Source organism: Pseudarthrobacter sp. B907 (genome assembly GCF_040137805.1).
Taxonomy (GTDB): domain Bacteria; phylum Actinomycetota; class Actinomycetes; order Actinomycetales; family Micrococcaceae; genus Arthrobacter.
On record NZ_JBEEQE010000001.1, the window covers coordinates 97389 to 123148 of the forward strand.

At 67.1% G+C, this 25760-nt stretch carries 20 protein-coding genes and 2 tRNA genes; 5 read left to right on the forward strand and 17 right to left on the reverse strand.

Going from position 1 to position 25760, the window contains the following annotated elements:
- Positions 1-58 precede the first annotated feature (58 nt).
- Complete coding sequence (locus tag ABLI39_RS00485) at positions 59-730, forward strand: vitamin K epoxide reductase family protein (RefSeq protein ID WP_349411374.1); 672 nt, start codon at positions 59-61, stop codon at positions 728-730.
- Between the two features lie 100 nt (positions 731-830).
- Here the strand turns inward: ABLI39_RS00485 and ndk are convergent, their stop codons facing one another.
- From ndk to ABLI39_RS00520, 7 genes are all read right to left on the reverse strand, one after another.
- On the reverse strand, positions 831-1244 hold the full coding sequence (gene ndk / locus ABLI39_RS00490) for a nucleoside-diphosphate kinase (protein WP_349411375.1): 414 nt from the start codon (positions 1242-1244) through the stop codon (positions 831-833).
- A gap of 39 nt (positions 1245-1283) precedes the next feature.
- A complete protein-coding gene (locus ABLI39_RS00495) occupies positions 1284-1727 on the reverse strand; it encodes a DUF4233 domain-containing protein (protein WP_349411376.1) in 444 nt (147 codons plus the stop codon).
- 2 nt (positions 1728-1729) lie between these two features.
- Positions 1730-3088, reverse strand: coding sequence for a bifunctional folylpolyglutamate synthase/dihydrofolate synthase (locus ABLI39_RS00500; protein WP_349411377.1), 1359 nt, complete (start codon positions 3086-3088; stop codon positions 1730-1732).
- Between the two features lie 3 nt (positions 3089-3091).
- Positions 3092-6430: an isoleucine--tRNA ligase gene (ileS, locus tag ABLI39_RS00505; RefSeq protein WP_349411378.1), complete on the reverse strand. Its 3339-nt coding sequence runs from the start codon at positions 6428-6430 to the stop codon at positions 3092-3094.
- Positions 6431-6793: 363 nt separating this feature from the next.
- Positions 6794-7864, reverse strand: coding sequence for a glycerophosphodiester phosphodiesterase (locus tag ABLI39_RS00510; protein ID WP_349411379.1), 1071 nt, complete (start codon positions 7862-7864; stop codon positions 6794-6796).
- Between the two features lie 131 nt (positions 7865-7995).
- On the reverse strand, positions 7996-8784 hold the full coding sequence (locus tag ABLI39_RS00515) for an SDR family oxidoreductase (RefSeq protein WP_349411380.1): 789 nt from the start codon (positions 8782-8784) through the stop codon (positions 7996-7998).
- A 17-nt stretch (positions 8785-8801) separates the two neighbouring features.
- A complete protein-coding gene (locus ABLI39_RS00520; protein ID WP_349411381.1) occupies positions 8802-9161 on the reverse strand; it encodes a DUF488 domain-containing protein in 360 nt (119 codons plus the stop codon).
- Positions 9162-9289: 128 nt separating this feature from the next.
- Here ABLI39_RS00520 and ABLI39_RS00525 point away from each other — a divergent pair, with 128 nt between their 5' ends.
- Complete coding sequence (locus ABLI39_RS00525) at positions 9290-9934, forward strand: SMI1/KNR4 family protein (protein WP_349411382.1); 645 nt, start codon at positions 9290-9292, stop codon at positions 9932-9934.
- Between the two features lie 110 nt (positions 9935-10044).
- Positions 10045-12663, forward strand: a complete 2619-nt coding sequence (gene valS, locus ABLI39_RS00530) for a valine--tRNA ligase (protein ID WP_349411383.1) — start codon at positions 10045-10047, stop codon at positions 12661-12663.
- 17 nt (positions 12664-12680) lie between these two features.
- Here valS and ABLI39_RS00535 read toward each other — a convergent pair whose 3' ends face one another.
- The 7 genes from ABLI39_RS00535 to ABLI39_RS00565 all read right to left on the reverse strand — a co-directional run bounded on the left by ABLI39_RS00535 (position 12681) and on the right by ABLI39_RS00565 (position 20256).
- A complete protein-coding gene (locus tag ABLI39_RS00535; RefSeq protein ID WP_349411384.1) occupies positions 12681-14543 on the reverse strand; it encodes a glycoside hydrolase family 15 protein in 1863 nt (620 codons plus the stop codon).
- Positions 14544-14880: 337 nt separating this feature from the next.
- Positions 14881-15498 carry a mycothiol-dependent nitroreductase Rv2466c family protein gene (locus ABLI39_RS00540; protein ID WP_502935163.1) on the reverse strand — a complete coding sequence of 206 codons (618 nt, stop codon included), beginning with the start codon at positions 15496-15498 and terminating at the stop codon, positions 14881-14883.
- 157 nt (positions 15499-15655) lie between these two features.
- Entirely contained in the window at positions 15656-16936 is a 1281-nt protein-coding gene (gene clpX, locus ABLI39_RS00545; protein ID WP_349411385.1) for an ATP-dependent Clp protease ATP-binding subunit ClpX, read from the reverse strand.
- Positions 16937-17156: 220 nt separating this feature from the next.
- Positions 17157-17816: an ATP-dependent Clp protease proteolytic subunit gene (locus ABLI39_RS00550; protein WP_146338590.1), complete on the reverse strand. Its 660-nt coding sequence runs from the start codon at positions 17814-17816 to the stop codon at positions 17157-17159.
- Positions 17817-17854: 38 nt separating this feature from the next.
- Positions 17855-18466, reverse strand: a complete 612-nt coding sequence (locus tag ABLI39_RS00555) for an ATP-dependent Clp protease proteolytic subunit (RefSeq protein WP_138770441.1) — start codon at positions 18464-18466, stop codon at positions 17855-17857.
- A 246-nt stretch (positions 18467-18712) separates the two neighbouring features.
- Complete coding sequence (gene tig / locus ABLI39_RS00560; protein ID WP_146337346.1) at positions 18713-20113, reverse strand: trigger factor; 1401 nt, start codon at positions 20111-20113, stop codon at positions 18713-18715.
- A gap of 68 nt (positions 20114-20181) precedes the next feature.
- A tRNA-Pro gene (locus tag ABLI39_RS00565) sits at positions 20182-20256 on the reverse strand.
- Positions 20257-20387: 131 nt separating this feature from the next.
- Between ABLI39_RS00565 and ABLI39_RS00570 the strand changes: the two genes are divergently transcribed.
- Positions 20388-20458, forward strand: a tRNA-Gly gene (locus ABLI39_RS00570).
- A gap of 65 nt (positions 20459-20523) precedes the next feature.
- Here the strand turns inward: ABLI39_RS00570 and ABLI39_RS00575 are convergent.
- From ABLI39_RS00575 to ABLI39_RS00585, 3 genes are all read right to left on the reverse strand, one after another.
- On the reverse strand, positions 20524-21444 hold the full coding sequence (locus ABLI39_RS00575; RefSeq protein WP_349411387.1) for an Fpg/Nei family DNA glycosylase: 921 nt from the start codon (positions 21442-21444) through the stop codon (positions 20524-20526).
- On the reverse strand, positions 21444-21938 hold the full coding sequence (locus tag ABLI39_RS00580; RefSeq protein ID WP_349411388.1) for a ribose-5-phosphate isomerase: 495 nt from the start codon (positions 21936-21938) through the stop codon (positions 21444-21446). Before ABLI39_RS00580 ends, ABLI39_RS00575 begins: the two co-directional genes overlap by 1 nt.
- 73 nt (positions 21939-22011) lie before the next feature.
- A complete protein-coding gene (locus tag ABLI39_RS00585; protein ID WP_349411389.1) occupies positions 22012-23016 on the reverse strand; it encodes a hypothetical protein in 1005 nt (334 codons plus the stop codon).
- Positions 23017-23160: 144 nt separating this feature from the next.
- Between ABLI39_RS00585 and pepN the strand changes: the two genes are divergently transcribed.
- Complete coding sequence (gene pepN / locus ABLI39_RS00590; RefSeq protein WP_349411390.1) at positions 23161-25713, forward strand: aminopeptidase N; 2553 nt, start codon at positions 23161-23163, stop codon at positions 25711-25713.
- Positions 25714-25760: the final 47 nt, after the last annotated feature.

Here is a 25760-nt window from a genome sequence, read left to right on the forward strand (position 1 = left end):
TCCAGCCTGCGGCGATACAATCGGCCCAAGAGCACCCGACGCGAAGGATCGAGTTCCCATGCCCAGCATTTCCCACGCCCCGGACGACGTGACCGCCGGCGAGCACGCCGCCGGCGCGGCCGAGGCGGAGCGCCCCCTGCCGCCGATGACCCGCGACCGGCCGTTCGCGTGGCTCCTGCTGATCACCGGCGTCGTCGGCTGGCTGGCTTCCGGCACGCTGGTGCTGGAAAAACTGGAAGTCCTGAAGGATCCCGGCCATGTGACGGTGTGCGACGTGAACCCGTGGATCTCGTGCGGCCAGGTGATGCAGACCTGGCAGAGTTCAGTCTTCGGATTCCCCAACATGTTCATCGGCATCGTCGCGTTCGCCGTCATCATCACCACCGCCATTGGCCTCCTCGCCGGCGCCAGGTTCGCCCGCTGGTACTGGCTCGGCCTGCAGGCCGGTGTCACCCTGGGCTTCGCCTTTGTGGTGTGGCTCTGGTCGCAGGCGCTCTACTCCATCCACATCCTGTGCCCGTTCTGCATGATCGTCTGGGCCGCAATGATCCCGCTGTTCGTCTGGGTGACCGTCCGCAACGTCAGCCACGGCGTCATCCCGATGCCCTCCGCCGCAGCCCGCATCCTCGGCGACTCCGGCTGGATCCTTACGGCCCTGCTCTACGTCGCCGTGGTCGCCACCATCTTCTTCGCATTCATCCAGGTCTTCATCGGCACCTCCGGCTACTGAGGAGACGGACCCGGATTAACCGCCGCGAGGTGACAGTTGAGGCCAATGTTCGCGTTGAACATTGGCCTCAGCTGTCACCTCGCTGGGGTGCTGCTGGTTCCTAGAACCAGATGTTGATCTCGCGTTCGGCGGACTCGGCCGAGTCGGAGCCGTGGACCAGGTTCTGCTGAACCTTGACGCCCCAGTCGCGGCCGAAGTCGCCACGGATGGTGCCGGGCGCCGCCGTCGTCGGGTCCGTGGTGCCGGCGAGGGAACGGAAGCCCTCGATCACGCGGTGGCCCTCGAAGATCGCGGCCACCACCGGGCCGCTGAGCATAAACTCGACCAGCGGCTCGTAGAACGGCTTGCCCACGTGCTCCTCGTAGTGTTGCTCGAGGAGTTCGCGGGTCGCGTTGACCTTCTTCAGTTCGGCCAGGGTATAGCCCTTGGCTTCGATCCGGGCGATGATGCTGCCGGTCAGGTTGCGGGCGACGCCGTCGGGCTTGACCAGGACGAGGGTGCGCTCAATGCTCACAGCTGCTCCAATGTGGTTGGGGTGGGGTTCGGGACAAGTCTAGTTGCTTTGGCCCTCGGGGTTCGCGGCGTCCCAGGCTGCCTGCTCGCGTTCGCGCTGGGCAGCCTCGCGGTCGATCCGGATGCCGGTCCGGATGCCGTACCACCAGGTGATGGCGAAGAGGCCGCCGACCACGTACATTGTGGGCTCCACGATGCCGGTGAGGATCAGCAGTATCTGCAGGATCCAGCCCAGGGCCACGCCCCACGGCTTCGAGAGCACCGCGCAGGTCAGCACGAGCACCACGCTCAGGCCGATGCCGACGCCGAAGACGAGAAGCGGCGGCAGCTCCCCGCGCCGCAGCCCGAAGACCGCGAGGGTGCCGAAGAGCGCCACAAAGGCCTCCAGCAGCAGCACGGTCGAGGCGAACATGACCTTGGTGGAGCGGCGCTTTTTGGGCATTCCCGGGCGCCATTCGCGCTGGGCCTTGGTAAGTCTGGCCATGGTTACGCCTCGGGCTTTCCGAGCAGGATCCGGGCCTCGGCCACGAGCGTGATGGAGCCGGTGACGAGGATGCCGCCAGCCAGGTCCTCGTTGGACTCGGCCCTCTCCACGGCCCATTCGAGGGCGTCGTCGAGCTTCTCGGCGACGTGGATGTTGTCCTCACCGAAACCCAGGTCCATCGCCAGCTCGGCGAGGTCCTCGGCCGGTACGGCGCGGGGCGAGTTGGACTGGGTGAAGCAGTACTCCGAGGCGAGGTCGCCCAGCGATTCCTTGAGCTGGCGGAGGATCTCCTCGGCGTCCTTTTCCTTCAGCACACCGACCACCACCACGAGCTTGCTGAAGCTGAAGGCCTCGTGGATGGCCTCGGCGGAGACCCGGATGCCCTCCGGGTTGTGCGCGGCGTCCACAATGATGGTCGGCGCGGTGCGGAGCACCTCCAGCCGGCCCGGGGAGCTGACTGAGGCGAAGGCTTCCTGCAGCACCTCGGCGTCGAGCGGCTTTTCGGCGCCGAAGAAGGCCTCCAGCGCGGCGATCGCGACGGCGGCGTTCTCGGCCTGGTGCGCCCCGTGCAGCGGCACCAGCAGGTCCTCGTAACGGCCGGCGATGCCCTGGATGGTCACCATCTGGCCGCCGACGGCCACGTTGCGGGACTCGACGCCGAATTCCACGCCTTCGAACCGGAACGGCACGTTGGTTTCCTTGGCCTTGTCCAGCAGGACCTGGGCCGCGTCGACGGGCTGCGCCGCGCTGACCAGGAAGCCGCCGGGCTTGATGATGCCGGCCTTTTCGTAGGCGATCTCCTCGGTGGTCTCGCCCAGCAGTTCGGTGTGGTCCAGTGAAATCGGGGTGATGACGGCGACCTGGCCGTCGCCGACGTTGGTCGCGTCGGTAATGCCGCCCAGGCCCACCTCGATGACGGCCACGTTGACCGGCTGGTCCGCGAAGACGGCGAAGCCCAGGATGGTCAGGCACTCGAAGTAGGTCAGCCGGGGCTGGCCCTCGGCTTCGAGCTCGCCGTCCACGATCTCCAGGTAGGGCCGGATTTCGTCCCAGATCCGGACGAAGGTCTCGTCCGGCACCGGCTCGCCGTCGATACTGATCCGCTCGGTGACCTTGGACAGGTGCGGGCTGGTGTAGCGGCCGGTGCTCAGGCCGTGGGCGCGCAGGCCGGCCTCGATCATCCGGGCGGTGGAGGTCTTGCCGTTGGTGCCGGTGACGTGGATGATCGGGAACGCCTTGTTCGGCTCCCCCAGGATGTCCATGGCCCGGTGCAGCGGTGCCAGCCGCGGCTCCATCTTGTTTTCCGGCGCCCGGCCCAGCAGCTCGGCGTAGACGCTCTCTACGGAAAATTCGTCGGTCATGGATTAGGCCTCTATCTTTTCGACGGTGATCTGCAGTTCGGTGCCGTCTCCGTTGGAGGACAAGCCGAGCTCCATCGTGAGGGTTTCGGTGACCACCAGGTTTTCGTGGGCTTTCACGGCGTCGACGACGTCCATCGTGGCGGTGACGTTGGTCCGGATCCGGTCGCTGACGTTCAAGCCGGCATCCTTGCGGGCCTGCTGGATGGCGCGGACCATGTCACGGGCGATGCCTTCGGCTTCCAGTTCCGGGGTGACCTCGGTGTTGAGGACCACGAACCCGCCCCCGGGCAGGACGGCCGCTGCGCGCGAGCCTTCACCCTCCGCGGCTTCCGCCACGACGGTTTCCAAGGTGTACTCCTGCGGTTCCAGGGTCAGGCCGCCGGCGGTGACGACGCCGGCGTCGTCGACGCTCCAGTCGCCGGACTTGGAGCCCTTGATGGCCTGCTGGACGTTTTTGCCCAGGCGCGGGCCGGCGGCCCGGGCGTTGACCACGAGCTTCTGTTCGATGCCGAATTCCTCCGGGGAGGCGCTCTCGGCGTCGAGCAGGCGCACGGAGCGCAGGTTCAGTTCATCGGCGACGACGGCGGCGAAGCCTTCCAGCGCGCCTGCGCCGGGTGCCACCACGGTGAGTTCCTGCAGCGGCAGGCGCACACGGAGGTTGGCGGCCTTGCGCAGCGAGGAGCCGGTGGAGCAGATGTGCTGCACCCGGTTCATCGCCTCGACGAGTTCCGGGTTGGCCGGGAAGAGGTCCGCGTCCGGCCAGTCGGCCAGGTGTACGGAGCGCCCGCCGGTGAGGCCGCGCCAGATCTCCTCGGAGACCAGCGGCAGCAGCGACGCCGCGACCCGGCAGACCGTTTCCACTGCGGTGTAGAGCGCGTCGAAAGCGTCGACGTTCTCGTCGAAGAAGCGCTGGCGGCTGCGCCGGACGTACCAGTTGGTGAGCATGTCCAGGTAGCCGCGCAGCTCGTCGCAGGCGCCGGAGATGTCGTAGCTGTCCAGCTGCGCGGTCATGTTCCGGACGAGGTCGCCGGTGTTGGCCATCAAGTACTGGTCCAGGGTGTCGGCGTAGCCGTCGTAGCGGAGCTTAGCGTCGTAGCCTGCGCCGCCTGTGGCGGCGTTGGTGTACAGCGTGAAGAAGCTGTACACGTTCCACAGCGGCAGGATGACCTGGCGGACGCCGTCGCGGATGCCCTGTTCGGTGACCACGAGGTTGCCGCCGCGCAGGATGGGGCTGGACATCAGGAACCAGCGCATCGCGTCGGAGCCGTCGCGGTCCAGGACCTCGGAGACGTCAGGGTAGTTGCGCAGGCTCTTGGACATTTTCTGCCCGTCCGAGCCCAGCACGATGCCGTGGCTGATGACGTTGCGGAAGGCCGGCCGGTCAAACAGTGCGGTGGAGAGGATGTGCAGCATGTAGAACCAGCCGCGGGTCTGGCCGATGTACTCGACGATGAAGTCCGCCGGGTTGTGGGTGTCGAACCATTCCTCGTTCTGGAACGGGTAGTGCACCTGGCCGTAGGGCATGGAGCCGGAGTCGAACCAGACGTCCAGGACGTCCTCGACGCGGCGCATCACGGACTGGCCCTCCTCCGGGGTGCGCGGGTCGTCCGGGTTGGGCCGGGTCAGTTCGTCGATGAACGGCCGGTGCAGGTCCACCTGGCCGGCCTTGTTCAGCGGCAGCCGGCCGAAATCGGCTTCGATCTCGGCGAGCGAGCCGTAGACGTCGGTGCGCGGGTAGTCCGGGTCGGTGGACTGCCAGACAGGGATGGGGCTGCCCCAGTAGCGGTTGCGGCTGATGGACCAGTCGCGGGCATTGGCGAGCCATTTGCCGAACTGGCCGTCCTTGACGTTGCCCGGGATCCAGTTGATCTCCTGGTTCAGCTCGGACATGCGGTCCTTGAACTTGGTGACCTCGACGTACCAGGAGGAGACGGCGCGGTAGATCAGCGGGTTGCGGCAGCGCCAGCAGTGCGGGTAGCTGTGCTCGTAGCTGGCCTGGCGGACCAGGCGGCCCTGGGCGCGGAGCACCTGGGTGATGGGCTTGTTGGCCTCGAAGACCTGGAGCCCGGCGATCTCGGCGAGGTCGCCGTGGCCGAAGAGCGGCAGGAACTTCGCGCCCTCGTCCACCGAGAGGACCACGGGGATGCCGGCCTCTTCACAGACCTTCTGGTCGTCCTCGCCGTAGGCGGGCGCCTGGTGGACGATGCCGGTGCCGTCGGTGGTGGTGACGTAGTCGGCCACGAGGAAGCGCCAGGCGTTCTCGGTGCCGTACTTCTCGGCGTCGTGGAAGTAGTCCCAGAGCGGTTCGTAGCTCAGGCCCTCGAGCTCGGCACCGGTGTGGCGGGAAGTGACGGCGGCCTCGGCGGCGGTCGCGCCCTCGACGCCGTCGCCGTAGCCGAGGTCCTTGGCGTAGGCGCCCAGCAGGTCCGCGGCGAGCAGGAAGCTTCCGCTGACCGGGGCGTCGGCCGCGGCGGCCTTGATTCCGTTGGGGCCGGCGGGCAGCACGACGTAGTTAATGGCAGGCCCGACGGCGAGCGCCAGGTTGGTGGGCAGCGTCCAGGGCGTGGTGGTCCAGGCGAGCGCCTGCACGCCGGCGAGCTGCCGGGAAAGCTCCGACTCCCCCGCCGTGATCGGGAAGGTGACCGTGACGGTCTGGTCCTGGCGGTTCTTGTAAACGTCGTCGTCCATGCGCAGTTCATGGTTGGACAGCGGCGTCTCGTCCTTCCAGCAGTACGGCAGCACCCGGTAGCCGTTGTAGGTCAGGCCCTTCTCGTGCAGCTGCTTGAAGGCCCAGAGCACGGACTCCATGTACTCGACGTTGAGCGTCTTGTAGTCGTTCTCGAAGTCCACCCACCGGGCCTGGCGGGTGACGTAGCTCTTCCACTCGTCGGCGTACTTCATGACCGAGGCACGGCAGGCGTCATTGAACTTGTCGATGCCCATGGCCTCGATCTGGGTCTTGTCCGTCATGCCGAGCTGCTTCATGGCTTCCAGCTCGGCGGGCAGCCCGTGGGTGTCCCAGCCGAAGCGGCGCTCCACCCTGCGGCCGCGCTGGGTCTGGTAGCGGCCCACGAGGTCCTTGGCGTAGCCGGTCAGCAGGTGGCCGTAGTGCGGCAGGCCGTTGGCGAAGGGCGGGCCGTCGTAGAAGACAAACTCATTGGATCCGTCCTTACCGGCATCGCGCTGGTCAATGCTGGCCTGGAAGGTGCCGTCCTGGTCCCAGTACTTCAGGATGCGCTCTTCGATCTCCGGGAACTTCACGGAGGCGGACACGCCAGTGGTGTTGGAGGCGGAGGTGCTGGCGCCTGCGGGTGCGGCGGAGGCCTTGGGGTAATGGGTCATCTCGACATCCTGGGTTGAGCTGGTGAATAGCGGGATTCATTCAGGATGCGAGGACGGCTCCTGTGTTGTTTCACCAACACCGGCACCGCGGTACCACCTCACTTACCGTCCCCGGTCCCGTCCTTCCTCTAAGAATCCAAAGGAAAGCGCTGCACCGGCGTCGGCCGCTCGTTGACTGCTGTGACGGGCTTACCCGTCCGGTTCTACCGGCCCTGGCGCGGTATGTTTGCCGCGCCGGAGCGTTCTTCCGGAAGCTCACCGGTGATGGCCGGGTCAAAGCTGATACGTCGATGTTACCGGAAGTCCCCGTGTTTCACTGCCCGGCGGACCAGCCACCGGGCAGTGAAACACGACGCCTGCACCTTAGTGGGCGGCCTGCAGCTCGAAGGCCTTGGGCAGTTTCATGCCGGACTCGGCCATGACGTCGCGGAGCAGGTTCGGGTAATCGGTGATGAGTCCATCGACGCCGTCGGCGATCAGGGCCCGCATGGTGGGCTTGTCATCGACGGTCCACGGGATGACCTGCATGCCGGCCGCGTGGGCGCGCTGCACCATATCCGGGGTGACGTAGGGGACGTAGTTGGCGTCGGTGACCTTACCGTTCTGCGGGCTACCGTGCACCGGGGAGATCGCGTTGAAGTGCAGGGACGCAGCCGCGGCAACCAGGTCGCCGCCGAAGTCGTCGGCGTCAATGCCGCCAAGCCACGGGGACTTGCCGGGCTGGCCGACCTGCAGGAAGTCCTTATTGGTCAGTGCCACGGTCGGGATCTGGGGTTGCTGCTGCTGGACCAGGCGCAGCGCGCCCCAGTCGAAGCTTTCGATCGAGACACGGCTCTGCATGTGCGCCTTGTTGATTTCGCGCAGGGCGACCTCGACGAACTGTTCGCGGGGTGCGGTCTGCTCGGGGGCGCCGGCTTCGACCTTGGTCTCGATGTTGAACCTCACCTGGCTGGCGTGGTGGGCGTCCGTCATGGCGAACACCTCGGCGAGGGTGGGCATCTTGGCGCCCGGGGAGGCCTGCTGGCCGGGGAACTGCGGCAGGGTGAGCGAGCCGCAGTCCAGGCTGCGGACCTGGTCGAAGGTGAGGTCCTTGATGTACTTGCCCACATAGGGGAACTGCGGGTCATTCGGGGTGACGGGTGCCGTGTCGAGGCACTTCTGGCCGCTGATCTTGCGGTCATGGGTGATGACTTCGCGACCGTCCTTGGTGATCTGGAGGTCCAGTTCAAGGGTGGAGACGCCGGTCTCGATCCCCTTGGCGAAGGACGCCAGCGTCGATTCAACGGTAAGTCCGATCCCGCCGCGGTGTGCCTGAAGGTCGAAATGGTTGTCGCCGCCGTTCGGGTTGGTGTCGGCCGCCTGGGCCGGGACGGAGGAAGCGAGCAGCAGGGCTGCGCTGAGTACGGCAGCGCCCAGCTTGGTCGTGTTGCGCATGGGAAAGGATCTCCACTCTGGTGGTGTGCAGTTGCACCAGCCACCGTGCCCTCCCCCGGCCAACGCCCGGCCACCACTCCCCGGCCCCCGGGCGACGCCGGGGTGAACGTCCGGGGCCGCCCCAGGCCCCGTCAGCCCTTGCGGATCACCTTGAAGTTGGACGCCTGCGCCACCGGACGGATCACGATCTGGTCCAGGTTCACGTGGTGCGGCGCGGTGACCGCGAAGCGGACGACGTCGGCGACGTCGGCGGCGGTGAGCGGCTTCTCCACCCCGGCGTAGACCTTCTCCGCGGCGCCGGCGTCGCCGAGCCGGTTCAGCGAGAACTCTTCGGTCTGCACCATGCCGGGGGCCACCTCGATCACACGGAGGTTGTGTTCGGCCTCCTCCAGCCGCAACGCGCCGGTGAGGGCGTGCTGGGCGAACTTCGCGGCGTTGTAACCGCCGCCGCCCTCATAGGCGGACAGGCCCGCCGTCGAGGTCAGGTTCAGCACGGTGCCCTCGCCGCAGGCCCGCAGCATCGGCAGGAACGCCCGGGTGAGCTTCATGGTGCCGAGGACGTTGACCTCGTACATCCAGGCCCAGTCCTCCGTCTTGGCCTCGGCCACCTTGTCCGCGCCCCGGGCGCCGCCGGCGATGTTGATCAGGGTGTCGATGCCGCCGGCGCGGGTCACCTCCTCCACCAGCCTGGCGACGTCGGCGTCGTCGGTCACATCGGCGGGGAGCGCGAAGGCTCCAGTCTCGGCGGCGAGCGCGTCAAGCCGCTCGGCGCGGCGGGCGACGGCGAACACGGTCCAGCCCTCCTGGCGGAGGGACCTCACCGTGGCCTCGCCGATGCCGGTGCTGGCGCCGGTGACTACTGCTGCTTTGGCTGCTGGTGCTGTATTGGCAGTTCGTGCGATGTCGATTTCCTCAGTCATGGCACCACCCTAGCGTTTCAGCGCTGCAGGAACTCCAAAAGCACCCGGGCGTGGTTGGTCTCCGGATCCCGGGCGCCGAACAGCAGGGACACCTTGCCGTGCTCCGCGGCCAGGTCCCGCAGCGTCTGCACCGCGGGGTTGGTTTCGAGTTCGGCCTCGTAGGCGGCGCGGAAGTCGGTGAAGCGTTCCTGCATGTGCGCGAATTCGGTCCGCAGCGGCGGCGAGGGCGCTACTTCCTTGAGCCACAGCTGAAGCTGCGCGCGGTCCTTGCTGACGCCGCGCGGCCAGAGCCGGTCCACCAGGACCCGGCAGCCGTCGTCATCCGCGGGTTCGTCATAGATGCGCTTGATCGCGAAGGTCCCGGCAAAAGTCTCCATCTGCGCATGCTACGCCGGAACGCGGATCATGGGCCGTGTTTATTGATGGCAGGAGCGCGTAAATTCACGCCATGGGGACACGGGAACTCTGGGCGGGCATTGTTGACTGGCTGAGTCAAAATGCACCTGTGACGGCTGAAACCATCCGGGCGCCGGCACCGGAAAATCTGGTCCGTTCGTTGGAACAGATTGTGCCCGGCGGGTGGCCGGACGAGCTGTCGGCCCTGTACCGCCTGTTCGACGGGGCAGAATTGTCGCCGGCGGCGAACATATTCCCGAGGTATCGGCCCCTTCCCTTGGAGGAAAGCAGGAGTTTGCGGGAGATGATGCTTGGCGTCTGGGCGCAGGTTGGGGCGGTCATGAACGCAGAATTCGAACGTGAAAGAATCTCCCCCCGATACCGAAACTTGAGGGCGTTCCAGGCGGCCAGCAGCAGCGCCCCTTTGCCCGAACCCCACAAACCCTACGACCCGGAACTGGCGGAAGCTGATGAGGCAGGTACGCAAGCTTCAATGTTCATCGCTTCCTTCCTGCCGATCGCCGACAACAACGCCGGCGACTTCCTGTTCGTCGATCTCAGGCCAGGGCGGCAGCACGGCTGCGTCAGCGAGTATTTCAAGGGCGACGCCGACTGGCGCCCAGCGATCTGGCCGTCCGTTGACGCCCTCCTGGCGGACACACTTTCGAGCCTAAGAGACGGACGGCCAGCATTCTCGGGGCGGTCCATGGTGACATGCGGCAGCTTGCGGTGGGAATTCGTCGTGGGGCGCTAGCAGCGAATCCGGCTGACGGCGGCCTGGTCGCCTCCCCGCATCACCCCTAAGGTCCTCCCCACCGGCAGGCCATTGCGCCCGCCCGCGGCCGGGCGTGAAAGAATTGGCCCATGGCTGAAGACACGCAGGGTACAGACACGCCCACCACCGCCCCCATCAACGTTCCGGACAAGCCCGCATTGGAGGGGCTGGAAGCCGCCCTCACCCGGCGCTGGCTTGACGAAGGGACCTACAAGTTCAACCGGGAGACCACCAGGGAGCAGGTCTACTCGATCGACACTCCCCCGCCCACCGCATCGGGGTCCCTGCACGTGGGGCACATGTTCTCCTACACCCAGACCGACGTCCTGGCCCGCTACCAGCGGATGACCGGCAAGAACGTCTTCTACCCGATGGGCTGGGACGACAACGGCCTGCCCACCGAGCGGCGCGTGCAGAACTACTACGGCGTGCGCTGCGATCCGGCCATCCCCTACGACGCCGGTTACCGGCCGCCGGCGGAGCCCGCCAAGAACCAGCGCGACTTCGACGTCGTCTCGCGCCGGAACTTCATCGAACTCTGCGAGGAACTCGCCGTCGAGGACGAGAAGGTCTTTGAAAACCTGTTCCAGACCCTCGGCCTGTCCGTCGACTGGGACCTGACCTACCGCACCATCGACGACAAGTCCCGCGCCATCTCCCAGCGCGCCTTCTTGGCGAACCTTGCCGCCGGCGACGCCTACATGGCGGAGGCGCCCACCCTGTGGGACGTCACCTTCCGCACCGCGGTGGCCCAGGCCGAGCTGGAGGACCGCGAGGTCGCCGGCGCTTACTACCGCTACCCGTTCTTCACCGAGGACGGCGAAAAGATCTACATCGAGACCACCCGCCCCGAGCTGCTGGCCGCCTGCGCCGCGCTGGTGGCGAACCCCGATGACGAGCGGTACCAGCCGCTGTTCGGCAAGAAGGTCACCTCTCCCCTCTTCGGCGTCGAGGTGGAGGTCAAGGCCCACCACCTCGCGAAGGCGGACAAGGGCTCCGGCATCGCCATGGTCTGCACCTTCGGCGACCTGACCGACGTGACCTGGTGGCGTGAACTGCAGCTGCCCACCCGCGCGATCGTGGGCCGCGACGGCCGAATCGTCGGCGAAACCCCGGAGTGGATCACCACCGGGGAAGGCCGCGCCGCGTTCGAGGCGATCGCCGGCAAGACCGTCTTCAGCGCCAAGGAGGCCGTGGTGGAACAGCTTGCCGCCGCGGACCTGCTCGACGGCGAGCCCAAGAAGATCATGCACCCGGTGAACTTCTTCGAAAAGGGCGACAAGCCCCTTGAGGTCGTGACCTCGCGCCAGTGGTACATCCGCAACGGCGGCCGCGACGAGGAGCGGCGCGAACGCCTGATCGGTCGCGGCAACGAGATCGAGTTCCACCCGTCCTTTATGCGCTCGCGTTACGAGAACTGGATCACCGGCCTCAACGGCGACTGGCTGGTCTCCCGCCAGCGGTTCTTCGGCGTGCCGGTGCCGGTCTGGTACCCACTTGATGCCGACGGCAACCCGGACTATGACGCGCCCATCCTGCCGACCGACGGCCAGCTCCCGGTGGATCCCGCCGCGGACGCGGCCCCCGGCTACGAGGAAGCCCAGCGCGATGTGCCGGGCGGCTTCACCGGCGACGCCGACGTCCTGGACACCTGGGCCACCTCCTCGCTGACCCCGCAGATCGTGGGCGGCTGGAGCACCGACGAGGCGCTCTTCGCCAAGGTCTTCCCGTTCGACGTGCGCCCGCAGGCCCACGACATCATCCGGACCTGGCTGTTCTCAACCGCCGTCCGTGCCGATGCCCTCCAGGACGTCGCGCCGTGGAAGCACGCCGCGATCTCCGGCTGGATCCTCGACCCGGACCGGAAGAAGATGTCCAAGTCCAAGGGCAACGTGATCGTCCCGACCGACGTGCTCAACGAATACGGCTCGGACGCCGTCCGGTACTGGGCGGCCTCGGCCAAGCTCGGTGCGGACACCGCCTACGAGATCGCGCAGATGAAGATCGGCCGCCGGCTGGCGATCAAGCTGCTCAACGCGTCCAAGTTCGTGCTGAATCTGGGCGCCACCGAGAACTCGGTAGTCTCCGCGGACCTGTCAGTGCTGACCAATCCCCTCGACCGCGCCGTGCTGGCGCAGCTCTCCGAGGTTGTCCAGCAGGCCACCAAGGCGTTCGAGAACTACGACTACGCCCGGGCCCTGCAGATCACCGAGAGCTTCTTCTGGCACTTCACGGACGACTACGTGGAGCTGATCAAGGACCGCGCCTACGGTGCCGCCGGCAAGGCCGAGCAGGCGTCCGTGCTGGCCGCGCTGGCCACCAGCCTGGACACCCTGCTGCGGCTCTTCGCGCCGTTCCTGCCGTTCGCGACGGAGGAAGTCTGGGGCTGGTGGCGGACCGGCTCGGTGCACCGCGCACAGTGGCCCTCCCCCGTGGAGATCGACGGCGACACCACCCTGCTCGCCACGGTGGGAACGGCGCTGGGGGGCATCCGCAAGGCCAAGTCCGAGGCCAAGGTCAAGCAGCGCACCGAGGTGCTCTCCGCGACCATCACGGCGTCGGAGTCCCTCACGACCCAGCTGAAGGCAGGCTTGGGCGACCTCAAGGCCGCGGCCAACGCCCGTGAGCTGGCGCTGGTGGCCGGCGAGGGTGAACTGAGCGTGAGCGACGTCGTGCTGGCCCCCGCGGAGGAGCCGGGCCAGGCGTAACGCCCGGTACCGCAGTATCAAACGCGAGGGCCCTCCGGCCGGCTCAGGCCGGGCGGAGGGCCCTCGCGGTTTCGCCGTTCCGCCTCGCTGATGGCCCAGGCCGCGTTGACCAGTCCAATGTGGCTGAACGCCTGCGGGAAGTTGCCCAGCAGTTCCCGGCTGTCCGGAGCCACCTCCTCGGCCATCAGTCCCAGGCCGGCGGCAAATCCGGCCGCACGTTCGAAGACCGCCCTGGCCCGGTCCGTCAGCCCGGCGAGGGCCAGGGCGTGGGCGAGCCAGAAGGTGCAGAGCAGGAAGGCCCCCTCCTCCCCCGGCAGGCCGTCGTCGGTGTGGTAGCGGTAGACCAGGCCGCGCCAGTCGGTGAGCCGGTGTTCGACGGCTTCGATCGTGGCCAGGAACCGCGGGTCATCCGGGGGCAGGAATCCCACGATCCCGAGCATCAGGGCCGAAGCGTCCAGCTGCTCGGCACCGTACGCCTGGGTGTACGCCCCGGCGGCATCGCTCCAGCCGTTCGCGCGGATGGAGTCGGCGATCAGCTCCCGGGCGTCCCTCCAGCGCGGCACTCGGTCCGTGGCCTGCAGCACCCCGGCCAGGGTGATGGCCCGGTCCACGGCGACCCAGCACATCAGCTTAGAATACAGGTAGTGCCGCGGTTCGCCGCGGACCTCCCAGATCCCCTGGTCGCGCTCCTGCCAGCGGGCGACGGCGGCGTCGGCCGCGTCCGCCAGGAAACGCAGCGTTTCCGGTGCCAGGCCGTCGAGGAATTCCGGCATGGTCGCGGCCGCATCCAGCAGCTCGCCGTAGACGTCCAGTTGCCGCTGGTCCCAGGCTCCGTTGCCGACCCGCACCGGCGAACTGCCCCGCCAGCCGGGGAGGTGGTCCAGGACCCGCTCGGGAAGGTCGCGCTCACCGCCAATCCCATACATGATCTGCAGCTCCTCGCCCCCGGCCAGCTGGCGGGCCGCGGCCGTCGCGAGGAACTGGAAGAACTTTCCTGCCTCGTCCGGGCACGCCGCCACCCACAGCGCCTGCAGGGTCATGCTGGCATCCCGGACCCAGGTGTAGCGGTAGTCCCAGTTGCGGGTGCCGCCGGCCACCTCGGGCAGGGAGGTGGTCGGCGCGGCCACGATAGCGCCGGACGGATAGTAGCTGAGGGCCTGCAGGACCCGGCCGCTGCCGGCCACGAGCTCCTGCCAGGGGCCGCGGTAGCCCTGGTGGATCCCGGACCAGCTGCTCCAGCCCTCGAGGGTGTCACCAAGGCGGTGCACCATCTCCTCCTGGTCCCAGAACCCCGGCACCTCGCCCGCTTCAGGCTGGCGGTGGAGGGCGAAGCCAAGGCTGTCGCCGGCGCCGAGCCGCAGGACGGCGCGGGCGGTACCGCCGTCGAGCGTGAACGGCACCGGAGCGGACAGGGCGAGTTCCTCGGCGCCGGCGCGGATCAGCAGGCCGCCGTCCACGGCCTGTAGCAACGGGAGGAGCAGCCCGTACTCCGGCCGCGGCGCGAAGCTGACGTCCACCTCAACGCTCCCCGCGGTGCAGGACAGCCAGCGCAGCAGCGTGCCCGGGGATCCCTGGCCGAGGTCGTGCCCGCGCCGTCCGGAGCCGAGGACCAGCGCGTCGCGCACGGCGAGCCGGCCGTGGGCGGTGGTGTGGAGCGACTCCAGGACCATGGACGGACCTAAGTACCGCCGGGTGGTTGTGTATTCGCCGGAGGGCCGGATGGACCAGTGGCCGGCGTCCTCGCCCAGCAGGCGGCCGAAGATCGACGGGCTGTCGAAGCGCGGGAAGCAGAGCCAGTCCACAGAGCCCGCGGCGCTGACCAGGGCCGCAGACCAGCAGTCGGACAGCAGCGCGTATTCCGCGATGGGCTCAGTGCTCATGGCACCAATCAGAGGCGACTTTTGGGCAAAGGGGAAGCCCCATCAGCTTTTTGCGGTTGGTGGGGCTTCGACTTTTCGATTACCACGTGACGTCTTAGGTAATCTGGCGGGATCCTTGGAGTTTCAGGTCTTCCTACCTCGTCACTGGTAGCCATCATCTGACTTTGCCGAAGGCTGCGTCGGATGAGTGTCACTGAATCTTTGGTTCCTGCGTCCCGCTTCTTTCGAAGTGGGTAAGTTCTATTGTTCTCCCGCTCCTCCGGATGCACAAGGGCCCCGTACGAACTACAAGCGGGTAGTTCATCCGGGGCCCTTGGCGTACCGTCCGGGCCGCGGCCTAGTTGAAGACAGGGCTCTCGGTGCGGCTGCGCTTGAGTTCGAAGAAGTACGGGAATGAGGCCAGCGTCACGGTGGCGTCCCAGAGCTTCCCGGCGTCTTCACCGCGCGGGATGCGGGTGAGGACGGGACCAAAGAACGCGGTGCCGTTGAACGCGACGACCGGGGTTCCGACATCCTGGCCGACCAGCGAGATGCCGGCCTCATGGCTGGAGCGCAGCTGGACGTCGAACTCGTCAGACTGGCCGGCGGCAGCGAGCTCGGCAGGCAGGCCCGCCTCGGCGAGGGACTTGGCGACAACCTCTTCGATGTCCTTGTTGCTTTCGTTGTGGATCTTGGTGCCCATGGCGTCGTAGAGCGGCTTGATGTACTCCGCACCGTGCTTTTCCGCGGCGGCGATGATGACCCGGACCGGCGCCCAGGCCTTGACCAGGAACTCCTTGTACTCGGCCGGGAGCTCGTCGCGGCCCTCGTTCAGGACCGCCAGGCTCATCACGTGCCACTCGGTCTTGATGTCCCGGACTTCTTCCACCTCGGAGATCCAGCGGGAGGTCACCCAGGCGAAGGGGCACATGGGGTCGAACCAGAAGTCTGCTTTGTTCGTCATCGTTTCGGGCACAGGGTTCTCCTTTGGAAGTCAACGGGGAGCGTTCGCCAAGGCCTGCCGGGGGCTGTAGCCACGGACGGCACGGCGCAATGGTTAAGCGCAACAGTTAGGCACAGCGACGCTGCCGCAAGATTTATTCCGGCTTTACCGCGCGCGCGGGCTGTCAGGATCAGGCGGACTTACGGCGCTTGACGTCGTGCGGGATCATGGTGGGCGCGGCTTTTTTGGCCACCACGTCCTCTGTGATGACCACACTGGCGACGTCGTCCCGGCTCGGCAGGTCGAACATCACCGGCAGCAGGACTTCCTCCATGATGGCGCGGAGGCCGCGGGCACCGGTGCCGCGTTCCAGAGCCTGGTCTGCGATCAGGTCCAGCGCCTCGTCCTCGAAGACCAGCTCGACGCCGTCGAGCTGGAACATCTTCTGGTACTGCTTCACGAGGGCATTCTTGGGCGTGGAGAGAATCTGGATCAGCGCCGGACGGTCAAGGTTCGAGACCGTGGTGATGACCGGCAGCCGGCCGATGAATTCGGGGATGAGGCCGAACTTCAGCAGGTCTTCGGGCATAACCTCGCCATAGGAGTCCGCGTTGTTCTTGACCTCGTTCAGCGGGGCGCCGAAGCCGATGCCCTTGCGGCCGGACCGCGAACCGATGATCTCCTCGAGACCGGCGAAGGCGCCCGCCACGATGAAGAGCACGTTGGTGGTGTCGATCTGGATGAATTCCTGGTGCGGGTGCTTGCGGCCGCCCTGCGGCGGAACCGAGGCGACCGTGCCCTCGAGGATCTTCAGCAGCGCCTGCTGCACACCCTCGCCGGAGACGTCACGGGTGATGGAGGGGTTCTCGCTCTTGCGCGAAATCTTGTCGATCTCGTCGATGTAGATGATGCCCTGTTCGGCCTTCTTGACGTCGTAGTCAGCGGCCTGGATGAGCTTGAGCAGGATGTTCTCGACGTCCTCGCCCACGTAGCCGGCTTCGGTCAGGGCGGTGGCGTCGGCGACGGCGAACGGGACATTCAGGCGCCGGGCCAGGGTCTGGGCCAGGTAGGTCTTGCCGCAGCCCGTGGGGCCAATCAGCAGGATGTTGGACTTGGCGATCTCGACGTCGTCGTGGTGGCCGCCCTCGGCCAGGGCGCCGCTCTTGGGTGCGTGGCCCGCCTGGATCCGCTTGTAGTGGTTGTAGACGGCGACGGCGAGGGACCGCTTGGCGGGCTCCTGGCCGATCACGTATTCCTGCAGGAAATCGAAAATTTCGCGGGGCTTGGGCAGCTCAAAGCTTCCCAGGTCAGCTACTTCGGCGAGTTCTTCTTCAATGATCTCGTTGCAGAGTTCAATGCACTCGTCGCAGATGTAGACGCCGGGCCCGGCAATGAGCTTGCGGACCTGCTTCTGGCTCTTTCCGCAAAAAGAACACTTCAGCAGATCGGTGCTCTCGCCAATCCGAGCCATATGGGAACCCCTTAGTATCTTGCTGCCGGCTGGGTCGTGCTCCTGTGCAGCGCTGCATCCGTTACTGGATCACGGACCGTCCCCGCGGGACGAGAGGCCGTGACATCTTCCACTCTAGGTCACTTTCGCCCTGATGGGTGGAAAGAAGACGCCGGTGCCGCCCATTTCTGTTGAGCGGCACCGGCGTCGTGCGGCAGTCGTGTTGGAACTGCCGTTGGAGCTACTTTGTGATCGCCTGCGGCTTGATCTTGCGGGAATCGAGCACCTGGTCGATCAGCCCGTAGCTCATGGCCTCGGCGGCCGTGAGGATCTTGTCGCGTTCGATGTCGTTGTTGACCTGTTCGGAGGTGCGGCCGGAGTGCTTGGCCAGTGTGTCCTCGAGCCAGGAGCGCATCCGCATGACCTCGGCGGCCTGGATTTCCAGGTCGGAGGCCTGTCCGCCCTGGCCGCCGGAGAGGGCGGGCTGGTGGATCAGCACGCGTGCGTTCGGCAGGGCCAGACGCTTGCCCGGGGTGCCGGCGGCGAGCAGCACGGCGGCCGCGCTGGCGGCCTGGCCCAGGCAGACCGTCTGGATCTCCGGGCGGATGTACTGCATCGTGTCGTAGATCGCCGTCATGGCGGTGAAGGAACCGCCGGGCGAGTTGATGTAAAGCGTGATGTCGCGGTCCGGGTCGGTGGACTCGAGGACCAGCAGCTGGGCCATCACGTCGTCGGCGGAGGCGTCGTCGACCTGGACACCCAGGAAGATGATGCGGTCCTCGAACAGCTTGGTGTAGGGGTCCTGGCGCTTGAAGCCGTAGGGGGTGCGCTCTTCAAACTGCGGCAGCACGTAGCGGCTGCTCGGCAGGTTCCCGGCAGTCGATCCGAAGTTGTAGTTCATGTTCATTGCTCCTGGAGTCGGTTCTGTCTGCGTGCCGGTTAGTTTTCGCTGCCGGCGTCGGCGTTGGTTCCGCCGCCGCCCGCCACGGACCCGGCGTGCGCCGCGATCTTGTCGAAGAAGCCGTATTCGAGGGCCTCGGTCGCCGTGAACCACTTGTCGCGGTCGTTGTCCTTGAGGATGGTCTCCACGGTCTGCCCGGTCTGTTCGGCCGTCAGTTCGGCCATGACCTTCTTCATGTGCAGGATCAGCTCGGCCTGGATCTTGATGTCCGAGGCGGTGCCGCCGATGCCGCCGGAAGGCTGGTGCATCAGGATGCGGGCGTTCGGGGTCGCGTAGCGCTTGCCCTTGGTGCCGGAGGAGAGCAGGAACTGGCCCATCGAGGCGGCCAGGCCGGTGGCCACGGTGACGACGTCGTTCGGGATGAACTGCATCGTGTCGTAAATGGCCATGCCGGCGGTCACGGAGCCGCCGGGCGAGTTGATGTAGAGGTAGATGTCCTTCTCGGGGTTCTCGGCCGAGAGCAGCAGCAGCTGCGAGCAGATCGCGTTGGCATTCTCGTCGCGGACCTCGGAGCCGAGCCAGATGATGCGCTCTTTCAGCAGGCGGTTGTAAATGTAGTTATCCTGGGCCGCCGGATCGACGGTAGCCATCCGGGGTGCCCCTGCTTGCTGTGACATGTGTACTTACCTCTCGCTGGCGACGGTGACGCCACTTGACGGCATCACTGAACTTTCCTACATGGACACTAACGGTTTTCGCGGCCGCTTTGTGCGCAGGCGCAGGGCTGTTCGCTGACGGCGCACGATTGGCCGGGAGGGTTCATTGCAGGCTTAAAAAGCCGCACCCCCGGATGCGTGATCCGGGGGTGCGGGCAGGGACTGCGGGAACAGGAAGTGTTAGAACTTCACTGCTGCCGGGTCGTCGTTCTTGGCGGTGGCTGCTTCCTCGGAAGCGGTCTCCTCGGTAGCAGCTTCCTCGGCGTCGGCTTCGAAGGAAGCCTCTTCGCCGCCGGGGCGGACGAAATCGCTCAGGTCGATCTTGTTGCCCTCGGTGTCGGTGACCTCGGCCTGGCCCAGGACGACGGCGAGTGCCTTGCGGCGGCGCACCTCGGACACCATCATCGGAACCTGGCCGCTCTGATCGATGATCTGGGCGAACTGGTTCGGGTCCATGCCGTACTGGCTGGCGGTGGTGACGATGTAGTCGATCAGCTCGTTCTGAGTGACGTTGACTTCTTCCTTTTCGGCGATGGCGTCAAGGATGATCTCGTTCTGGAAGGCGCGCTCGGTGTTGGCCTTGACCTCGGCGCGGTGCTCCTCGGTGTCGTGCTCGCCTTCACCGTGGGAGTTTTCGGCGCTGAAGTGCTGCTCGAGCTGCTCTTCGACGACGGAGGCCGGAACCGGAACCTCGACGAGCTCGACGAGCTTGTCCAGGACCTTGTCGCGGGCCTCGACGCCCTGTTCGACAGTCTTGGAGTCGGCGGCCTGCTTGGCGAGGTCCTCGCGGAGCTCGGCAAGGGTGTCGAACTCGGACGCCAGCTGGGCGAAGTCGTCGTTGGCCTCGGGAAGCTCGCGCTCCTTGACGGCCTTGACGACCACCTTCACCTGAGCGGACTCGCCGGCGTGGTCACCGCCCACGAGGGTGGTGTCGAAGATGGCGTCCTCGTCGGCGCTGAGGCCGGTGACGGCTTCGTCGAGGCCCTCGAGCATGGTGCCGGCGCCTACCTGGTAGGACAGGCCGGAAGCGGAGTCGACCTCGGCGCCGTCGATCGAGGCGGTGATGTCGATAGTGAGGAAGTCACCGTCGGCGGCGGGGCGGTCCACGGACTTGAGCGTGCCGAAGCGGCCGCGCAGTTCGTCGAGGGCCTTGTCGACGTCGGCGTCGGATGACTCGGCGGCGGCGACCTCAACCTTGATGCCGGCGTAGTCCGGGAGTTCGATCTCGGGGCGGACATCGACCTCGGCGTGGAACTTCAGCTCGCCGTCGGTGGCGGACGGGTCCGGCACCTCGGTGATCTCGACCTCGGGACGGCTCAGCGGGCGGATGCCGGTTTCCTGCACGGCAGCCTGGTACCAGCCGTTGAGGCCTTCGTTGATGGCCGTCTCCAGGACGTAGCCACGGCCAACGCGCTGGTCAATGAGCTTGGAGGGGACTTTGCCCTTGCGGAACCCGGGAACCTGGATCTGGGAAGCAACAGTCTTGTATGCCTCGGCGATGCTGGGCTTCAATTCCTCAAAGGGGACCTCAACATTGAGCTTGACCCGCGTGGGGGTGAGGTTCTCGACAGCGCTCTTCACAGTCTAAGTACTCCTGGTTTTGGGGGATGGGGCTCTGCAACGCCACTTCTAAAGGCATTGCTGCAGAGTCGGGGTGACAGGATTTGAACCTGCGACTTCCTGCTCCCAAAGCAGGCGCTCTAGCCAAGCTGAGCTACACCCCGTAAGTGCACAGAACAGTCTACGGTCATCCTGTGGCGATTTGCACATTTGACACTGGGGGCCTGAATTGGGTTTAGTTGTATCCGGCTTCAACAGCCGCCCGGAAGTTTTGCCGAAGTTCCAGCAAATTCCCGGGGACGTAGCTTAATGGTAAAGCCTCAGTCTTCCAAACTGATTACGCGGGTTCGATTCCCGTCGTCCCCTCCGAAATATGACGAAGAACGGCCCCTCTGCGGAGGGGCTTTTTTCATGCCCACCGGGGATGCGGCTCAGGAACGCTGGCAGCCCGGGCACCAGTAGAGTTTCCGGGCGGCGTGCTCGGTCAGGGCTACGGCGGTGCCGCAGTCCCGGCAGTCCAGGCCGTGCCGGCGGTAGACGAAATGCGCGTCCTCCGGTTCCCGCAGTGTCCCTGCTTCACCCGCCCCGGCCTCGCGGAGCCTAGTCCAGTAGTGCGGCGGGGTGGTGATGATCCGGCCGTCGCGGACGCCGTCGGACATCGTGGCGACCGTGTCGTCCCAGAGCAGGCCGGCGGATTCCGCCGGCAGGACACTCCCGGGCAGCCAGGGGTCGAGCCGCTGCCGGAACAGGAGTTCGGCGCGGTAAACGTTGCCGACGCCGGCAATCACCTTTTGGTCCATCAGCAGCGTCGCCAGCGGGGTGCGTTTTTTCGCCAGCGCGGCGATGAAACCCTCCCGGTCGCCCGGGAGGTTCCGCAGCGGGTCCGGACCCAGCCGGGCGGCGACGGCGTCGGCTTCGGCCCGGGTCAACGTCTCGCAGGTGGTGGCCCCGCGCAGGTCAGCCCAGCCGTGCCCGCCGGCCAGCCGCACCCGGACCGCGCCCACCGGCTCAGGCGGGCCGGCATACACGGCGTCCGGGCCGGCGTCGTCGCCGTAGACTTCCCGCTCCCCGATCTTCCGGGGCGCGCCGATGCTGGAGGCCCCGCGGAAGCCGGCGTCGCCGCCGAAGTCCCAGGCGCCGTAGAGCCCCAGATGCACGTGTAGGACCAGGCCGTGCCCGAAGCCCAGGAACAGGTGCTTGCCGTGCGCCACGGACCCGGTGAGGACGTGCCCGTCCAGCAGCGCCGCGCCCTGGGCGAAACGTCCTTGCGGACTGGAGACGGCCAACCGCTCCCCTACCAACACGTCCGCGAACTGCCGGGCCAGTCGGTGGACCGAATGCCCCTCCGGCACTACTCGACGACCTCGCCGGTGGTCTCGTAGGTGGCGATCTTGCCGATCCGGCGGATGTGGCGCTCGTCGTGACTGAACGGCTCGGTCAGAAAGGCCTCGATGATCGCTGTGGCCTCCTCGACGCTGTGCTGCCGGCCGCCGACGGCGACGACGTTGGCGTCGTTGTGCTCACGGGCAAGCTTGGCGGTGGACAGGTTCCAGGCCAGGGCGGCCCGGACGCCCTTGACCTTGTTGGCCGCGATCTGCTCGCCGTTGCCCGACCCGCCCAGCACGATGCCGAGCGCGCGGGTGCCCGCTGCCTGGTCCGCCACGACGGCGCGGGCGGCGTTGATGCAGAAGGATGGGTAGTCATCCAGCGCGTCATAGATCTTGGGCCCGTGGTCCACCACGTCATAGCCCTTGGCGCTGAGGTGGCCCACCAAGTGGGCGCTGAGCTCCATGCCGGCGTGGTCGGTGGCGATATGAACGCGCGGGAAATCCGGGGCAGTGGTCACGGGCGGATCCGTTCTCTGGGGCGCCGGTGAACGTCCGGCGCTGCTGGTCTGGGCTGCTACCAGCCTACTAGGGCTACGATGCCGGCGCCCCGCCGTTGCGGCGGCGCGCGCGGGCAGCGACGCGGGAGAGCACCTGCGCCATATTGTCCGCCGTCGTCGCGCTGCCGCCGCTTACCGCCAGACGGCGGCCATCGAACCGGTCCACGACGACGGCGGGTCCGCTGCTGACCAGCATCGCGGTCGTGGCACCGTGGCTCCGGTAGCCCCAGCCGCCGTAGTCCGCGGCCTTGACGTGTTTGGGGGTGGCCGACTCGATGGCAGCCGCGGGGACATCCATGACCCGCAGGAATCCGCCAGCGAACACCCGGAGCCCGTTCCGGTCAACCCGGATTCGGGCGAAGAGGAACACAGCCACCAGCAGCGCGGCCGCCACCAGCAACGCTGCCAGCCACGGGACGGCGACGGTCAGCAGGGCTGCGGGAAACAGGGCGGCGATCCCGAGCATCACGAACACCGAGCTGCGGGCATGGACCCAGAGGCTGACGGTATCCCGCGCCAGCTCCGGGTCCAGCTCCCGTTCCAGCGCCTCCCGCACCGCCCGCTCGTCATCCACGGACCACCGCTCGTCCGCCTTGAAAACGAAGCCCATCACCACCCCCAGGCCCAGGGCCGCCCCGCTGCCCATGGCCAGGACCGCCACGTCCACGCGGGATTCCCGCGCGTCCGCCAGGCCCAGCTGGCCCACCAGCACGGCGGCCAGGACGGTGGTGACGAACAGACTCACGGTCAGCCCGGTGCCCATCATGAACCGGCGCATCAGCGCCGGGCGGGACAACGGCGCCGCCTGCAACAGGACAGCCCAGCTGACCAGCACGATCAGGCCCGCGCCCACGCCCACCACTGCGCCAAAGGGTGCGAAATCCACGGCGCCCTCACCGGACCAGCGGACGGCCAGCGGCTCGGGCAGGTCGGCCCGGATCAGCAGCGCGCAGACCACGAAGGCAGCCGCCAGCATCAGCGGGAACGCCACCGCGAAGCGCAGGGCCCTGGCGTCCACGGAATCACGGATCTTTCCCATGGCTCCAACGCTACCCCTGCAGGGGCCGCCGGGAGAGACTCGCTGTGACCTGCGCAACTTGCCACCCGCCGCGTCGTGAAAGAATAATTTCACAGTATCGTTCCCACCGTTCCCACCCCCTTTTGGAGGCACCACTTGCCCGGTATGAACCTCACGCGCGCCGAAGCCCGCGAGCGCGCCGCACTGATCGACGTCGACTCCTACGAAGTCAGCCTGGACCTGACCCGCGGCGAGAAGGTCTTCGGCTCCAGCACCGCCGTGAAGTTCACGGCCACACCGGGCTCTTCCACGTTCATCGACGCCGTGACCCACACGGTGCATAGCGTCACGCTCAACGGCCGCGAGCTTGACCCCGCGGAGGTCTCCGACGGCATCCGCATCCAGCTGCCGGACCTCGCCGCCGAGAACGAGCTGCTGGTGGTCGCGGACGCGCCCTATATGAACACCGGCGAGGGCCTGCACCGCTTCGTGGACCCGGTGGACAACGAGGTCTACCTGTACACACAGTTCGAGGTTCCGGACTCCCGGCGGATGTTCGCAGTCTTCGAGCAGCCCGACCTCAAGGCCAGCTTCAGCTTCACCGTCACCGCCCCCTCGCACTGGGACGTCGTCTCCAACTCCCCCACCCCGGAACCGGTGGAAACCATCCCCGGCGAGGACGGCGGCGCCCGCTCGGTCTGGGAATTCGCGCCCACCCCGCGGCTTTCCTCCTACGTCACCGCCCTGATCGCCGGCCCGTACCAGTCGGTCCGCAGCGAGGTGAAGTCCGCGGACGGAAAGGTCACCCCGCTGGGCGTCTTTGCCCGCAAGTCCCTGATGCAGTACCTCGACGCGGACAACATCTTCGAGCTCACCCGGCAGGGCTTCGAGTTCTTCGAGGCGCAGTTCGGCTGCCCGTACCCGTTCGAGAAGTACGACCAGCTCTTTGTGCCGGAATTCAACGCCGGCGCCATGGAAAACGCCGGAGCCGTCACCATCTTGGAAGGGTACGTCTTCCGCAGCAAGGTCACGGACGCCCAGGTGGAGCGCCGCGCCATCACCGTGCTGCACGAGCTGGCCCACATGTGGTTCGGCGACCTCGTGACCATGCGCTGGTGGAACGACCTCTGGCTCAACGAGTCCTTCGCCGAGTACATGTCCCACCTCGCCGCCGTCGAAAACACCAAGTTCGACCACGCCTGGACCACCTTCGCGTCGGTGGAGAAGTCCTGGGCGTACCGCCAGGACCAGCTGCCCACCACACACCCGATCTTCGCCGAGATCAACGACCTGGAGGACGTCGAAGTGAACTTCGACGGCATCACCTACGCCAAGGGCGCCTCGGTGCTGCGGCAGCTGGTGGCCTGGGTGGGCCCGGAGGAGTTCATGGCCGGGGTCCGCGAGTACTTCCGCAAGCACTCCTGGCAGAACACCGAGCTCAGCGACCTGATGGTCGAGCTCGAGAAGGCCAGCGGCCGCGACCTGGACCAGTGGGGCCGGCTCTGGCTGGAGACCGCCGGCGTCAACACGCTCAAGCCCGAACTCTCCGTCGGCGAGGATGGCACGATCTCCTCCTTCGCCATCCTGCAGTCCGCCACCGACGCGCAGCCGACCATCCGCCCGCACCGGCTCGCCGTCGGTTTCTACAACCTGGACGGCGCCGGGAAGCTCGAGCGGGTGCACCGGGAGGAGCTCGACGTCGACGGCGAGCGCACCGAGGTTCCGGCGCTGGCCGGCTTGGCGCAGCCTGACCTGATCCTGCTCAACGACGACGACCTCGCCTATGCCAAGGTCCGGCTGGACCCGAAGTCCCTCGCCACCGCCACGGCGCACCTGAAGGACTTCGGCCAGAGCCTCCCCCGCACCCTCGTCTGGGGTTCGGCCTGGGACGCTGCGCGCGACGGCGAAACCCCGGCCCGCGGCTACGTGGACCTGATCCTGGCCAACATAGCCGAGGAATCCGACTCCTCCGTCATCCTGGTCCAGCTCCGCCAGCTCGCCACGACGCTGAACTTCTACGTCGCCGCCGAGCACAAGGAAGCCACCGCTACCGCCGCCGGCGACCGGCTCTGGGAGCTCGCCTCCCGCGTCCCGGCCGGCTCCGACGCGCAGCTGCAGTTCGTGAAGTCCTACGCCCTGCTGACCCGCAGCGAGGCCCAGCTGGACACCGTCGCCGGGCTTCTGGACGGGTCGCGGGAGCTGGAAGGCCTCGCCGTGGACCAGGATCTGCGCTGGGAGCTGATCACGTCCCTCGTGGTCGGCGGCCGGGCCGGACAGGAAACGATCGACGCCGAGCTGGAGCACGACAACACCGCCACCGGCCAAAACGCGGCTGCCCTGGCCAAGGCAGCCATCCCCACCGCCGAGGCCAAGGCCGCGGCCTGGGAGTCGATTGTGGTCAAGGGCGAACTGTCCAACGCGCTGCAGGGTTCCGCGGTCGCCGGCTTCACCCGGGTGCTGGACACCTCGCTGCTGGAGCCGTACGCCGAGAAGTACTTCGCGGCCGTCCCGGGCATCGTCAAGGACCGTACCCACGCGCTGGCCCAGCAGATCGTCGTCGGCCTCTACCCGGCGCAGCTGACCACGCAGGAAACCGTTGACCGCACCGACGAGTTCCTCACCTCGCTGCCGGAGGAGAGCGCGGCACTGCGCCGGATGATGCTGGAAAACCGCGACGGCGTCGCCCGCGCCCTGCGCGCCCGCGCCGCGGACGTCTAGGCACGCCTCGTTGTTCTAGATCCCCTCGGCACAGGACCCCGGCACCG